Source organism: Azotobacter salinestris (genome assembly GCF_009363155.1).
GTDB lineage: Bacteria > Pseudomonadota > Gammaproteobacteria > Pseudomonadales > Pseudomonadaceae > Azotobacter > Azotobacter salinestris.
In genome coordinates, this window is record NZ_CP045302.1 from 94318 (window position 1) to 108079 (window position 13762).

The 13762-nt window shown below is 67.5% G+C and carries 11 protein-coding genes; 7 read left to right on the plus strand and 4 right to left on the minus strand.

What is annotated here, in order from left to right:
- Positions 1 to 107 precede the first annotated feature (107 nt).
- The 3 genes from gpmI to GCU53_RS00715 form a co-directional block, all read right to left on the minus strand.
- Positions 108 to 1643, minus strand: a complete 1536-nt coding sequence (gpmI, locus tag GCU53_RS00705) for a 2,3-bisphosphoglycerate-independent phosphoglycerate mutase (protein ID WP_152385920.1) — start codon at positions 1641 to 1643, stop codon at positions 108 to 110.
- A gap of 378 nt (positions 1644 to 2021) precedes the next feature.
- A complete protein-coding gene (locus tag GCU53_RS00710) occupies positions 2022 to 3374 on the minus strand; it encodes a GntP family permease (protein ID WP_152385921.1) in 1353 nt (450 codons plus the stop codon).
- A gap of 77 nt (positions 3375 to 3451) precedes the next feature.
- Positions 3452 to 3976 carry a gluconokinase gene (locus GCU53_RS00715; protein ID WP_152385922.1) on the minus strand — a complete coding sequence of 175 codons (525 nt, stop codon included), beginning with the start codon at positions 3974 to 3976 and terminating at the stop codon, positions 3452 to 3454.
- A gap of 335 nt (positions 3977 to 4311) precedes the next feature.
- Between GCU53_RS00715 and gntR the strand changes: the two genes are divergently transcribed.
- Complete coding sequence (gene gntR / locus GCU53_RS00720; RefSeq protein ID WP_152385923.1) at positions 4312 to 5343, plus strand: HTH-type transcriptional regulator GntR; 1032 nt, start codon at positions 4312 to 4314, stop codon at positions 5341 to 5343.
- 227 nt (positions 5344 to 5570) lie between these two features.
- Positions 5571 to 7397: a phosphogluconate dehydratase gene (gene edd, locus GCU53_RS00725; RefSeq protein ID WP_152385924.1), complete on the plus strand. Its 1827-nt coding sequence runs from the start codon at positions 5571 to 5573 to the stop codon at positions 7395 to 7397.
- Positions 7398 to 7404: 7 nt separating this feature from the next.
- Here edd and GCU53_RS00730 read toward each other — a convergent pair whose 3' ends face one another.
- Positions 7405 to 8274 carry a MurR/RpiR family transcriptional regulator gene (locus tag GCU53_RS00730; RefSeq protein WP_152385925.1) on the minus strand — a complete coding sequence of 290 codons (870 nt, stop codon included), beginning with the start codon at positions 8272 to 8274 and terminating at the stop codon, positions 7405 to 7407.
- 174 nt (positions 8275 to 8448) lie between these two features.
- Here GCU53_RS00730 and zwf point away from each other — a divergent pair, with 174 nt between their 5' ends.
- From zwf to eno, 5 genes are all read left to right on the plus strand, one after another.
- Positions 8449 to 9918, plus strand: coding sequence for a glucose-6-phosphate dehydrogenase (gene zwf / locus GCU53_RS00735; protein ID WP_152385926.1), 1470 nt, complete (start codon positions 8449 to 8451; stop codon positions 9916 to 9918).
- A gap of 148 nt (positions 9919 to 10066) precedes the next feature.
- A complete protein-coding gene (locus tag GCU53_RS00740; protein WP_167520008.1) occupies positions 10067 to 10756 on the plus strand; it encodes a bifunctional 4-hydroxy-2-oxoglutarate aldolase/2-dehydro-3-deoxy-phosphogluconate aldolase in 690 nt (229 codons plus the stop codon).
- A 71-nt stretch (positions 10757 to 10827) separates the two neighbouring features.
- Entirely contained in the window at positions 10828 to 12273 is a 1446-nt protein-coding gene (gene pyk, locus GCU53_RS00745; RefSeq protein ID WP_152385927.1) for a pyruvate kinase, read from the plus strand.
- Positions 12274 to 12287: 14 nt separating this feature from the next.
- Positions 12288 to 12434: a hypothetical protein gene (locus GCU53_RS25345; RefSeq protein WP_167520009.1), complete on the plus strand. Its 147-nt coding sequence runs from the start codon at positions 12288 to 12290 to the stop codon at positions 12432 to 12434.
- Entirely contained in the window at positions 12427 to 13740 is a 1314-nt protein-coding gene (gene eno / locus GCU53_RS00750) for a phosphopyruvate hydratase (RefSeq protein WP_152385928.1), read from the plus strand. Before GCU53_RS25345 ends, eno begins: the two co-directional genes overlap by 8 nt.
- Positions 13741 to 13762 lie beyond the last annotated feature (22 nt).

Sequence of the window (13762 nt, forward strand, 5' to 3'; positions counted from 1 at the left end):
CTGCGGCAACGCATGCATGGACGGGGTTGTCCCGTCCTGAATGGCATGGATCCGGACATGCCATCCGTTTCTCCATGAAGCTGTAGCAGCTCCTGCGGGATGAGCCCTCAGGCCGGCTCGACCAGCGGCTGGCCGGTCATTTCCTTCGGCTGCGGCAGGCCGAGCAGCTTCAGCATCGTCGGCGCCACGTCGGCCAGCACGCCGCCGTCGCGGATGCGCAGCGGGCGCTGGCCGACATAGATGAACGGCACCGGCTCGCAGGTGTGCGCGGTGTGCGCCTGGCCGGTGCTCTCGTCCTCCATCTGCTCGACGTTGCCGTGGTCGGCGGTGATCAGCGCTTCGCCGCCGACCTTCTCCAGCGCCGCGACGACGCGCCCGAGGCAGGCGTCCAGGCATTCCACCGCCTTGACCGCCGCCTCGAACACCCCGGTATGGCCGACCATGTCGCCATTGGCGTAGTTGGCGACGATCACGTCGAAGCGTTGGCTTTCGATCGCCTCGACGATGCGATCGGTGAGCTCCGGTGCGCTCATCTCCGGCTTGAGGTCGTAGGTGGCGACCTGCGGCGAGGGAATCAGGATGCGCTCCTCGCCCGTGAAGGGCTCCTCGCGGCCGCCGGAGAAGAAGAAGGTGACGTGGGCGTACTTCTCGGTCTCGGCGATGCGCAGCTGGGTCTTGCCGTTGTTGGCCAGGTACTCGCCGAGCACGTTGGTCAGCTCCGCCGGCGGGAAGGCGCAGGGCGCCGGGATGCTCGCCGAATACTGGGTGAGGGTGACGAAGCCGGCCAGCTGCGGCAGGCGGGGGCGCTCGAACTCCTTGAAGCCGGCTTCGACGAAGGCGCGGCTCAGCTCGCGGGCGCGGTCGGCGCGGAAGTTCATGAACACCACGGCGTCGCCGTCTTCCACCTTCACCGGCGCGCCGATGGCGGTGGCCTTGACGAACTCGTCGCTCTCGCCGCGCGCGTAGGCGGCTTCCAGACCGGCCGCGGCGGTCTCGGCGGCGTACTCGGCCGTGCCGTCGACGATCAGGCGGTAGGCCTGCTCGATGCGGTCCCAGCGGTTGTCGCGGTCCAGTGCGAAGTAGCGGCCGATCAGCGTGGCGGTACGGCCCTTGCCGAGCCGGCCGAAGCAGGCGTCGAGGGTCAGCAGGGGGCTCAGGGCGCTCTTCGGCGGGGTGTCGCGGCCGTCGAGGAAGGCATGCAGGTAGAGCTTCTCGGCACCGCGCCGCACGGCCAGCTCGGCCATGGCGGCGATATGGTCCTGGTGGCTGTGCACGCCGCCCTCGGAGAGCAGGCCGAGGATGTGCACCGCCTTGCCGGCGGCGACCGCCTGATCGACGGCGGCGCAGATCGCCGGGTTTTCGAAGAACTCGCCGTCCTGGATGGCCTTGGTCACCCGGGTGAGATCCTGGTAGAGCACGCGGCCGGCGCCGAGGTTCATGTGGCCGACCTCGGAGTTGCCCATCTGGCCGTCGGGCAGGCCGACGTCCATGCCGGAGCCGGAGATCAGGCCATGCGGGCAGGTGGCACGCAGGGCCTCGTAGACCGGGGTGCGGGCGGCGTGGATGGCGTTGTGGGCGGGGCTGTCACTGTGACCGAAGCCGTCGAGGATGATGAGGACCAGCGGTTTGGGCATAGCAGTCATGTTGCGACCCTCCTGGGAAGGCTGAGGCTGGGGAAGAAGGCCCGGCAGGCCGGGCGTCCTGGAATTCTGTGGAGGCAGTTGCCGGTGGACGGAGCCCCGGCTGGTGTCAGGCGGGTGTGGCGTGCGGGTGCCTGGGGCGGCAGCGGCATGCGCTCATCCATGAAGGCGTGGACTCCGCCTGGCGGGCATTGCATGCGTGCTCGATGAGCGATGACGGGCCGTCATGGATGTCTTGAATGCTTTGTTGTAAGTTTACGTAAATTTACGGCTTTCAATTCTTTTTGGTCAAGATTATGTATGGTTTATTACGAAATCGTTCGATGCTCAATCGTTTCTCCTGCAGAACGGGCCTGGAGGCGAGTACGCCTGTCGGCGCGCTCAGACCACCAGCGAGAGCAGCAGGATGAACAGCAGGCCGACCACGGAGAGCAGGGTCTCCATGGCGGTCCAGGTCTTGAAGGTTTCGCTGACGCTCATGTTGAAGTACTGCTTGACCATCCAGAAGCCGGCGTCGTTGACGTGCGAGAGGATCAGCGAGCCGGCCCCGGTGGCGAGCACCAGCAGCTCCCGGTTGACCCCCGGCACCAGCTCGATCACCGGCACCACGATGCCGGCGCCGGTGATGGTGGCGACCGTGGCCGAACCGGTGGCGATGCGGATCAGCGCGGCGACCAGCCAGGCCAGCAGGATCGGCGAGACCTCGGCGTTCACCGCCAGCTGGCCGATCACGTTGCCCACCCCGCTGGTCACCAGCATCTGTTTGAAGCCGCCGCCGGCGCCGATGATCATGACGATGGCGGCGGTCGGCGCCAGGCTCTCCTCGAGCAGCTTGAACACCCGCTTGGGCGCGAAGCCGCGGGCGTAGCCGAAGGTGTACAGCGACAGCAGCAGGGCCAGCAGCAGGGCGCTGATCGGGTGGCCGATCAGGTCCATCCAGGCACGCAGCAGGTGCCCCTCGGCCAGGGTCACGTCGGCGAAGGTCTTCAGCAGCATCAGGAACACCGGCAGCAGCACGGTGACCAGGGTCACGGAAAAGCTCGGCAGGTTGCCGGCCTCGGACTCGTGGGCGAGCTGCTCCATCAGCTCGGGCGAGGGGGTGCCGGGCACCCGGCGGGCGATGAAGGAGGCGAACAGCGGGCCGGCGATGATGGCGGTCGGCAGGGCGACGATCAGGCCGTAGAGGATGGTCTTGCCGATGTCGGCGCCGAACACGCCAATGGCCAGCAGCGGGCCGGGGTGCGGCGGCACCAGGCCGTGGACCGCGGAGAGGCCGGCGAGCAGGGGGATGCCGATCCGGATCAGCGAGACCCCGGTGCGCCGGGCGACGATGAACACCAGGGGGATCAGCAGGACGAAGCCGATCTCGAAGAACAGCGGGATGCCGACCAGGAAGGCGGCGAACATCATCGACCACTGCACGCGTTCCTTGCCGAAGGCCTGGATCAGGGTGCGGGCGATCTGATCGGCGCCGCCGGACTCGGCCATCATCTTGCCGAGCATGGTGCCCAGGGCGAGGATGATGCCGACGAAGCCGAGGACGCCGCCGAAGCCGTCCTGGAAGGCCTTGATGACCTGGTCCACCGGCATGCCGGAGGTCAGGCCGAGGAACAGGGCGGAGATGATCAGGGCGAGGAAGGGGTGCAGCTTGAAGCGGGTGATCAGGACGATCAGGCCGACGATGGCGACCAGCGCATCGAGCAGCAGCAGGGTGGTGTGGGACAGGCCCGGCATGGGAGTTCTCCTAGTTGTCGTTGTTATGGGCGGAGGCTGTTTAGGCTAGCGCTGCCTTTGAGCGCGAAGACTGTCGCTCAATCCGGAACATACTCCTGCCACCATTTTTGGGCGGCGGTGGCCAGTTGCTGCACGTCGCCGTCCGAGGCATCCAGGACCAGGGTCCGCGGTTCGTGCAGGGGTGGCTCGAGGATGGCGAACTGGCTGTCGATCATGCTGGCCGGCATGAAATGGCCGGGGCGCTCGGCGACCCGACGGGCGGCGACGGCGGGGCTCAGTTCGAGGTACACGAAGCCGAGCCCGGGCACGGCCTGGCGCAGGCGTTCCCGGTAGCTGCGCTTGAGCGCCGAGCAGGACAGCACCGGACGCCGTCCGGCGGCGATGGCGTGGCGCAGCTCGTCGCACAGGATGCCGAGCCAGCCGTCGCGGTCCTCGTCGGTCAGCGGGATGCCGGCGCTCATCTTGCGGATGTTTTCCGGTGGGTGGAAGGCATCGCCCTCGATGCAGATGGCGCCGCTGAGCCGGCAGAGCGCCTGGCCGACGCTGGACTTGCCGCAGCCGGCGACGCCCATGATCACCAGGGCAGGAATGGGTGAGTGCATATGTCACCTCGTTGGGTGGATAGCGCCACCTTCGCCGAGGGCGAAGCAATTCGCAAGACGGGGTTGTCGCAGTCCAGGGGCGTTGTCGTGACTCGTGCCCGGAGGCTTGCCGGGATGACGGCAGCCATGGGCGGATCGAGCGTTTTCCAGCGATTGCCGTGCCCTGCAGGACAGCGCTATCCTATGGGGCGTCCTCTGGTTTGACAAGCCGGTCGGAGGGGATGGGGGGAGACGGCGACGGCGCAGCGGGGCGAGAATGGTCGACCCGCAGGTGCTGCAGTCTTCCACGGTGCCTGCCGTTCCATTCCGATACTGCTCATGGTGCGACTGTCTAGATGACCACCCCCAAGAACGATAAGAATACCCGTACCACCGGACGCCCGACGCTCAACGAAGTGGCACGCCGTGCCGGCGTCAGTCCGATCACCGCCTCCCGGGCCCTGCGCGGCATTCCCAGCGTCGCCGAGGAGCTGGCGCAGCGGGTCCGCGAGGCGGCCGGCGAACTGGGCTATGTGGCCAACCCGGCGGCGCGGGCCCTGGCCTCCGCGCGCAGCCAGACCGTGGCGGTGGTGGTGCCCTCCCTGGGCAACCAGCTGTTCGTCGAAACCCTCGAGGCCATCCACGCGGTGATGCGGCCGAAGGGGCTGGAGGTGCTGATCGGCAACTCCCACTACTCGCGCGACGAGGAAGAGGATCTGATCCGCAACTACCTCGCCTATCAACCGCGCGGCCTGCTGCTCACCGGTTTCGAGCGCACCGAGAGCGCCCGGCGCATGCTCGAGTCCAGCGGCATTCCCTGCGTCTACATGATGGATCTGGATTCCGGCGCCGGCCTGCACTGCGTCGGCTTTTCGCAGATACGCGCCGGCGCGGCGGCGGCCGAACACCTGATCGCCCGCGGCCGGCGGCGGATGGCCTTCGTCGGCGCCCAGCTCGACCAGCGCACCCTGCTGCGCGGCGAGGGTTTCCGTCGGGCCCTGCAGCAGGCCGGCCTCTACGATCCCGCCCTGGAGCTGCTGACCCCGCGGCCGTCCTCCGTCGGTCTCGGTTGCGAACTCTTCGCCCAGCTCATGGCCACTCATCCGCAGATCGACGCCATCTTCTTCGGCAACGACGACCTGGCCCACGGCGGTCTGCTGGAGGCCATGCGCCGCGGCGTGAAGATTCCCGAGCAGGTGGCGGTGCTCGGTTTCAACGACCTGCCGGCTTCGGCCTTCACGGTGCCGCGGCTCAGCAGCATACGCACGCCGCGCGAGGCCATCGGACGCCGCGCCGCCGAACTGTTGCTCGCGCTGATGGCTGGCCAGCCGATCGCCGAGCCGGTGCAGGACATCGGCTTCGAGCTGATGGTGCGCGAGAGCACCTGAGGGTTTCGAGCGGGAGCGATTGCTTGTGGAGGGCTTCGACGTGCGTTGCATGACGGGCTTCTTCCAGTGGTGCCACGGTTGAGCCTGCTCCCGGGAGTAGTGGTGCTGTTGCAAAATTCTTGTTGTTTTAATATCAAAATAGGCCAAATAAAGGGCTGGTTTTTCAATTGATACAGGGTATATTGGTTTTTATACAACAAATATACCCGCTACCTGGAGTTTATCCCATGCATCCCCGAGTCCTTGAGGTAACCGAGCGTCTGGTTGAACGCAGCCGCGCCACGCGCGAACGCTATCTGGCCATGATCCAGGCCGCCGCCGATGAGGGGCCGCAGCGCGGCAAGCTGCAGTGTGCCAACTTCGCCCACGGCGTGGCCGCCTGCGACGGCAGCGACAAGCAGCGCCTGCGGCTGATGGACTCCGTCAACGTGGCCATCGTCACGGCCTACAACGACATGCTCTCCGCCCACCAGCCCTACGAGCACTATCCGGAGCGGATCAAGCGCGTCCTGCGCGACATGGGCTCGGTCGGCCAGGTCGCCGGCGGCGTACCGGCCATGTGCGACGGTGTCACTCAGGGCGAGCCGGGCATGGAGCTGGCTCTGGCCAGCCGCGAGGTGATTGCGCTGTCCACGGCGGTGGCCTTGTCCCACAACATGTTCGATGCGGCCCTGTACCTCGGCATCTGCGACAAGATCGTCCCCGGCCTGCTGATGGGCGCCCTGCGCTTCGGCCACCTGCCGGCGCTGTTCATGCCCAGCGGGCCGATGGTCTCGGGCCTGTCGAACAAAGAAAAGGCGGATGTGAGACAGCGCTACGCCGAAGGCAAGGCCAGCCGCGACGAACTGCTCGAGTCCGAGATGAAGGCCTACCACGGCGTCGGCACCTGCACCTTCTACGGCACCGCCAACACCAACCAGATGCTGATGGAGGTGATGGGCCTGCACCTGCCGGGCTCCTCCTTCGTCAATCCGGGCACCCCGCTGCGCGACCTGCTGACCGAGGAGGCCGCCCGTCAGGTCACCCGACTGACCAGGCAGGGCGGTCAGTTCGTGCCGCTCGGCCGGATCGTCGACGAGCGCGTGCTGGTCAACTCGGTGGTGGCGCTGCACGCCACCGGCGGCTCCACCAACCACACCCTGCACCTGCCGGCCATCGCCCAGGCCGCCGGCATCCAGCTGACCTGGCAGGACATGGCCGATCTCTCCGAGGTGGTGCCGACCCTGACCAAGGTCTACCCGAACGGCAAGGCCGACATCAACCACTTCCAGGCCGCCGGCGGCGTGGCCTTCCTGGTCCGCGAGCTGCTCGACGCCGGGCTGCTCCACGAGGACGTCGAGACGGTGGTCGGGCGCGGCCTGCGCCGCTACACCCAGGAGCCTTTCCTCGACGGGGAGCAACTGGTCTGGCGCGACGGCCCGGCGCAGAGTCTCGACGAGAACATCCTGCGTCCGGCGGCCCAGCCCTTCTCGGCCGAGGGCGGCCTGCGGGTTATGGTCGGCAACCTGGGCCGGGGCGTGATGAAGGTGTCCGCGGTGGCGCCCGAGCATCAGGTGGTGGAGGCGCCGGTGCGGGTGTTCCGCGACCAGCAGGAGTTGGCCGATGCCTTCAAGGCCGGCGAGCTGGAGCGCGACCTGGTGGCGGTGATGCTGTTCCAGGGCCCGCGCAGCAACGGCATGCCCGAACTGCACAAGATGACTCCCTACCTGGGCGTGCTGCAGGACCGCGGCTTCAAGGTGGCGCTGGTGACCGACGGGCGGATGTCCGGGGCTTCCGGCAAGGTGCCGGCGGCCATCCACGTCTGTCCGGAGGCCATCGATGGCGGCCCGCTGGCCAGGCTGCGCGACGGCGACGTGGTGCGTGTCGATGGCCGCGCCGGCACCCTGGAGGTGCTGGTAGACGCCGCCGAGCTGGCCGCCCGCGAACCGGCGAGTGTCCCGCAGGGCGCGGGCGTCGGCTGCGGCCGCGAGCTGTTCGGCTTCATGCGCGCGGCATTCAGTACGGCGGAGCAGGGCGCGAGCGCTTTCACCGCCGGTCTGGAGGGGCTGAAGTAGGAAGTGGCTAGAGAAGTTCGTCGTCGCTTGGATAACGGGTGCTGTTGAGGCTTTCCTTGATCTTGCGCAGGTGCGGCTGGAAGTCGATGCCGCGGCGCAGGGTCATGCCGGCGGCCAGCACGTCGAGCACGGTGAGCTGGATGATCCGCGAGGTCATCGGCATGTAGATGTCGGTGTCCTCCGGCAGCGGGATGTTCAGGCTCAGGGTGCAGGCCTTGGCCAGCGGTGAGCCGGCGGCGGTCAGGCCGAGCACCGAGGCGCCGTTCTCGCGGGCCAGGTGCGCCACCTCGACCAGTTCGCGGGTGCGCCCGGTGTAGGAAATGATCACGAAGAGATCGCCGGTGTGGGCCACGGAGGCGAGCATGCGCTGCATCAGCACGTCGCTCTGCGCCGACACGGCGAGGTTGAAGCGGAAGAACTTGTGCTGGGCGTCCTGGGCCACCGAGGCCGAGGCGCCGAGGCCGAAGAAGTGGATCTGCCGGGCCTGGATCAGCAGGTCGACCGCCTTGTCGATGAGCTGCGGGTCGAGTGCCTGGCAGGCGCTGTCCAGCGAGGCGATGGTGCTGCCGAAGATCTTGCGGGTGTAGGCCTCGGGACCGTCGTCGGCCTCCACCGCGCGGCTCACGTAGGCGGCGCCGCTGGCCAGGCTCTGCGCCAGTTGCAGCTTCAGTTCGGGATAGCCGCTGACGGCGAAGGAGCGGCAGAAGCGGTTGACGGTCGGCTCGCTGACCTGGGCGGCCTGGGCGAGCGAGGCGATGCTGTAACGGGTGGCTTGCTGCGGGTCCTGCAAGATGACTTCGGCGACCTTGCGCTCGGCCTTGTTCAGCTCTTCCAGACGGCTCTGGATCTGTTCCAGCAAATTGCGCGTGCGATCCATGTTGGTTCCTGGGATGGATGATGCATTGAGAGTCTTATCGTAACTGGGCGCTTCCGAGAGGAGCCACTGGAAATCCCGGTTATGGAGAAATGTAGTTTTATTACGCAATTCTTGTTGATGAAACGATTCAACAGTGCTTTCATAAATCCGTACTTTGACAAAAGAACAAACACCATGACCGTTACTCCTGTCGAGCCTTGCACCTTCGTCCTGTTCGGAGCCTTGGGTGACCTGGCCTTGCGCAAGCTGTTCCCCGCCCTCTACCAACTGGACCGCGCCGGCCTGCTGTGCCCGGACACGCGGCTGCTGGCGCTGGCCCGCGAAGCCGGCGAGGAGAGCCGCCACCTGGCGACCATCGCCGAGCACCTGCGCCGCCACGTGCCGGGCGCGGAGCTGGACGAGAGCATCCTGCAGCGCTTTCTCGGCCGCCTGGACTACCTGTCGATGGATTTCCTCGAGCCCGGCGACTACGCCGCGCTGGCCGAGCGGGCCGGCGACGCCGAGCGGCTGGTCGCCTACTTCGCCACTCCGGCCGCGCTCTACGAGGCGATCTGCGCCGGGCTGGCCGAGGTGGGCCTGGCCGGGCGCACCCGCGTGGTGCTGGAGAAGCCGATCGGCCACGACCTGGCCTCCTCGCGCAAGGTCAACGAGGCGGTGGCGCGGTATTTCCCCGAGGACCGCACCTACCGGATCGACCACTACCTGGGCAAGGAGACGGTGCAGAACCTGATCGCCCTGCGTTTTGCCAACAGCCTGTTCGAGACCCAGTGGAACCAGAACCACATCTCCCACGTGGAGATCACCGTGGCCGAACAGGTCGGCATCGAGGGCCGCTGGGGCTACTTCGACAAGGCCGGCCAGCTGCGCGACATGATCCAGAACCACCTGCTGCAGCTGCTCTGCCTGATCGCCATGGACCCGCCGAGCGACCTGTCGGCCGACAGCATCCGCGACGAGAAGGTCAAGGTGCTGAAAGCGCTGGCGCCGATCGACGCCGCCCAGCTCGGCCAGCAGGTGGTGCGTGGCCAGTACGTGGCCGGCAACATCCTCGGCAAGCCGGTGCCCGGCTACCTGGAGGAGGAGAACGCCAACCCGCGCAGCGACACCGAGACCTTCGTCGCCCTGCGCGCGGAGATCCGCAACTGGCGCTGGGCCGGGGTGCCGTTCTACCTGCGCACCGGCAAGCGCATGCCGCAGAAGCTGTCGCAGATCGTCATCCACTTCAAGGAGGCGCCGCACTACATCTTCGCCGAGGAGCAGCGCCCGCTGATCGGCAACAAGCTGATCATCCGCCTGCAGCCGAACGAGAGCATCGCCCTGCAGGTGATGACCAAGGAGCAGGGGCTGGACAAGGGCATGCAGCTGCGCAGCGGCCCCTTGCAGCTGAATTTTTCCGACACCTACCGCAGCGCGCGGATTCCCGACGCCTACGAGCGGCTGCTGCTGGAGGTGATGAAGGGCAACCAGAACCTGTTCGTGCGCAAGGACGAGATCGAGTACGCCTGGCGCTGGTGCGACCGGCTGATCGCCGGCTGGCGCCTGCAGGGCGAGGCGCCCAAGCCGTATGCGGCGGGTAGCTGGGGGCCCCTGTCTTCGATTGCACTGATCACCCGTGACGGGAAGAGCTGGTATGGCGACTTCTGAGGCCGCCCGGCACGCCCCGAGCGCATTCGGCAGTGTTCCGGCTCGCCTAAGACAGCGCTATCTGACAGCCGGCCAAGCGTCACTGTGCCTTTTCCCGCGTTTTTCCGACTTCTAACCGGTGCCCGATGAGCCCGAAGGACCAACCGATATGAGCAGCATCCAGAACAACAAACCGGCCACCTCCCAGAGCGTGCCGAGCATGGCCGACAAGGTCGCCCTGATCGATCGGCTGTGTGCGGAGGCCCGCATCCTTCCCGTCATCACTATCGAGCGCGAGGCGGACATCCTGCCGATGGCCGATGCCCTGGCCGCCGGCGGCCTGCGCACCCTGGAAGTCACCCTGCGCTCCGAGCACGGCCTGACCGCCATCCGCGTACTGCGCGAAGCGCGCCCGGAGCTCTGCGTCGGCGCCGGCACCGTGCTCGACGAAAGCATGCTGGCCGATGCCGTGGCGGCGGGGGCGCAGTTCATCGTCACCCCCGGCAGCACCCCCGAACTGCTGAAGGCCGGGGTGAGCTGCCCGGTGCCGCTGCTGCCGGGCATCGGCAGCGCCTCGGAGCTCATGGTCGGCTACGCCCTGGGCTACCGCCGCTTCAAGCTGTTCCCGGCCGAGATCGCCGGCGGCATCCCGGCGCTGAAGGCGCTCGGCGGGCCGTTCGGCAACGTCCGTTTCTGCCCCACCGGCGGCGTCAACCCGAGCAACGTCAAGAACTACATGGCCCAGCCCAACGTGATGTGCGTGGGCGGCTCCTGGATGCTGGACAGCGCCTGGACGCGCGCAGGCGACTGGCAGCGCGTTCAGCAGGCCAGTGCCGAGGCCCTGCAACTGCTGGGCTGACCGGTCAGCCGAAGGTTTTCCGCTTGCCCGTTGTTGCACAGATAGAAAGTTCCCTTGGAGGACTCTACAAGATGCTGCGTAGAACAAAGATCGTCGCCACCCTCGGCCCAGCCACCGAAACCCCCGAAGTCCTCGAAGGCCTGATCAAGGCCGGCGTCGACGTGGTGCGCCTGAACTTCTCCCACGGCAAGGCCGAGGAGCACATGGCCCGCGCCGCCCTGGTCCGCGAGATGGCCGCCAAGCACGGGCGCTTCGTCGCCATCCTCGCCGACCTGCAGGGGCCGAAGATCCGCATCTCGCGCTTCGCCGAAGGCAAGGTGATGCTGGAGAAGGGCCAGCAGTTCATCCTCGACGCCGCCCTGGACAAGAACGCCGGCGACGCCAGCCGCGTGGGCATCGACTACGAGGCGCTGATCACCGATAGCAAGCCCGGCGACATCCTGCTGCTCGACGACGGCCGCGTGGTGCTCAAGACCCTCAAGGTCGAAGCCACCCAGCTGGTCTGCGAGGTGCTGGTCGCCGGCCCGCTGTCCAACAACAAGGGCATCAACCGCCAGGGCGGCGGCCTGTCCGCCTCGGCGCTGACCGACAAGGACTGCGAGGACATCAAGACCGCCGCGAGCATGCAGGTCGACTACCTGGCGGTGTCCTTCCCGCGCGATGCCGCCGACATGCAGCATGCCCGCCGGCTGATGCAGGAAGCCGGCGGCAACGCCGGGCTGGTGGCGAAGATCGAGCGCGCCGAGGCGGTGGCCGATGCGCAGGTGCTCGATGGCATCATCCTCGCCTCCGAGGCGGTGATGGTCGCCCGCGGCGATCTGGGCGTGGAGATCGGCGACGCCGAGCTGGTCGGCGTGCAGAAGCGCATCATCGAGCGGGCGCGGGTGCTCAACCGCGCGGTGATCACCGCCACGCAGATGATGGAGACCATGATCACCCAGTCGCTGCCGACCCGCGCCGAGGTGTTCGACGTGGCCAACGCGGTGCTTGACGGCACCGACGCGGTGATGCTCTCGGCGGAGACCGCCGCCGGCGCCTACCCGGTGGAGACCGTGGAAGCCATGGGGCGGATCATCCTCGGCGCCGAGAAGCACCCGCTGGCGCATCGCTCGAAGCACCGCATGGACCAGGTGTTCCACAAGATCGACGAGACCATCGCCCTGTCGGCGATGTACGCGGCCAACCACCTGGAAGGGGTCAAGGCGATCGTCTGCCTGACCGAGAGCGGCGACACCCCGCGGCTGATGTCGCGGATCCGCTCGCATCTGCCGATCTACGCCTTCTCCCGCCATCCGCGCACGCAGAGCCGCGTGGCGCTGTTCCGCGGCGTGAACCCGGTGCCCTTCGAGACCGACCGGATCGCCGAGGCCGAGCTGAACGCCCGCGCGGTCAAGGAGCTGATGCAGCGCAACCTGGTGTTCGAGGGCGACCTGGTGCTGATCACCAAGGGCGCTGGCAACGCCCAGGGCGGCACCGACACCCTGCGCATCGTGCGCGTGGGTGACGTCATCCACTGAGGGGAGGGGCTTCGATGCCGCACTGCACGCACAGCCGGGAAGCCGAACAGGACTGGCCGCGGGACTTCGACATCCGCGCCGCCTACGCCGAACAACAGGAACTGCTCGCCGAGGGCGAGGCCGTTTCGATCCCTGCACAGGACAAGAAACACGATGAGTAAGCCGAGCACTTCGATTCAGCACGTCGCCGCCCGCGAGATCCTCGATTCGCGCGGCAATCCCACCGTCGAGGCGGTGGTCACCCTGGCCGGCGGCGCCGTCGGCCTCGCCAGCGTGCCCTCCGGGGCCTCCACCGGCAGCCGCGAAGCCCTCGAATTGCGCGACGGCGCGCTGCGCTACAAGGGCAAGGGCGTGATGAAGGCGGTGGACAACGTCAACGGCGCCATCCGCGAGCGGGTGCTCGGCCTCGACGCGCTCGACCAGCGCGCGGTGGACGGCGCCATGCTCGAGCTGGACGGCACCGACAACAAGGCGATCCTCGGCGCCAACGCCGTCCTCGCCGTGTCCCTGGCCACTGCCAAGGCCGCTGCCGCGGCCCGCGGCCTGCCGCTCTACGCGCACCTGGCCGGGCTGTACGGCACCCCCGGCGAGTACAGCATGCCGGTGCCGATGATGAACATCCTCAACGGCGGCGAGCATGCCGACAACAACGTCGACATCCAGGAGTTCATGATCCAGCCGGTCGGCGCGGCGAGCTTCAAGGAAGCGCTGCGCATCGGCGCCGAGGTGTTCCACACCCTGAAGGCGGTGCTCTCCGAGCGCGGCCTGAGCACTGCGGTGGGCGACGAGGGCGGCTTCGCCCCCTCGCTGGCCTCCAACGAGGAAGCCCTGGTGGTGATCCAGGCGGCGGTCGAGCGGGCCGGCTACGTGCTGGGCAAGGACATCACCCTGGCCCTGGACTGCGCCGCCTCGGAGTTCTACAAGGACGGCCAGTACCGGCTGGCCGGCGAGGGCAAGAGCTTCGATTCCAAGGGTTTCGCCGACTACCTGGCGAGCCTGTGCGAGCGCTACCCGATCGTCTCGATCGAGGACGGCCTGGACGAGAGCGACTGGGCGGGCTGGGCCTACCTGACCGAGAAGCTGGGCGACAAGGTGCAACTGGTCGGCGACGACCTGTTCGTCACCAACACCAGGATCCTCAAGGAAGGCATCGAGAAGGGCATCGGCAACTCGATCCTGATCAAGTTCAACCAGATCGGCAGCCTGAGCGAAACCCTGGACGCCATCCGCATGGCCCAACTGGCCGGCTACACGGCGGTGATCTCGCACCGTTCGGGGGAGACCGAGGACACCACCATCGCCGATCTCGCCGTGGCGACCCGCGCCGGGCAGATCAAGACCGGCTCGCTGTGCCGCTCGGACCGGGTGGGCAAGTACAACCAGCTGCTGCGCATCGAGGAGGCGTTGCAGGGCAAGGCGCCCTATAGCGCCGAGTCGCTCCTGAAGCGCCGCTGCTGCAGCCGTTGAATCCAGTCGGACGGTCGATGCG

Coding starts and splice junctions, on each gene's coding strand:
- gpmI (WP_152385920.1), bottom strand. CDS start 1,643: ATGACTGCTATGCCCAAACCGCTGGTCCTCATCATCCTCGACGGCTTC.
- GCU53_RS00710 (WP_152385921.1), bottom strand. CDS start 3,374: ATGCCGGGCCTGTCCCACACCACCCTGCTGCTGCTCGATGCGCTGGTC.
- GCU53_RS00715 (WP_152385922.1), bottom strand. CDS start 3,976: ATGCACTCACCCATTCCTGCCCTGGTGATCATGGGCGTCGCCGGCTGC.
- gntR (WP_152385923.1), top strand. CDS start 4,312: ATGACCACCCCCAAGAACGATAAGAATACCCGTACCACCGGACGCCCG.
- edd (WP_152385924.1), top strand. CDS start 5,571: ATGCATCCCCGAGTCCTTGAGGTAACCGAGCGTCTGGTTGAACGCAGC.
- GCU53_RS00730 (WP_152385925.1), bottom strand. CDS start 8,274: ATGGATCGCACGCGCAATTTGCTGGAACAGATCCAGAGCCGTCTGGAA.
- zwf (WP_152385926.1), top strand. CDS start 8,449: ATGACCGTTACTCCTGTCGAGCCTTGCACCTTCGTCCTGTTCGGAGCC.
- GCU53_RS00740 (WP_167520008.1), top strand. CDS start 10,067: ATGAGCAGCATCCAGAACAACAAACCGGCCACCTCCCAGAGCGTGCCG.
- pyk (WP_152385927.1), top strand. CDS start 10,828: ATGCTGCGTAGAACAAAGATCGTCGCCACCCTCGGCCCAGCCACCGAA.
- GCU53_RS25345 (WP_167520009.1), top strand. CDS start 12,288: ATGCCGCACTGCACGCACAGCCGGGAAGCCGAACAGGACTGGCCGCGG.
- eno (WP_152385928.1), top strand. CDS start 12,427: ATGAGTAAGCCGAGCACTTCGATTCAGCACGTCGCCGCCCGCGAGATC.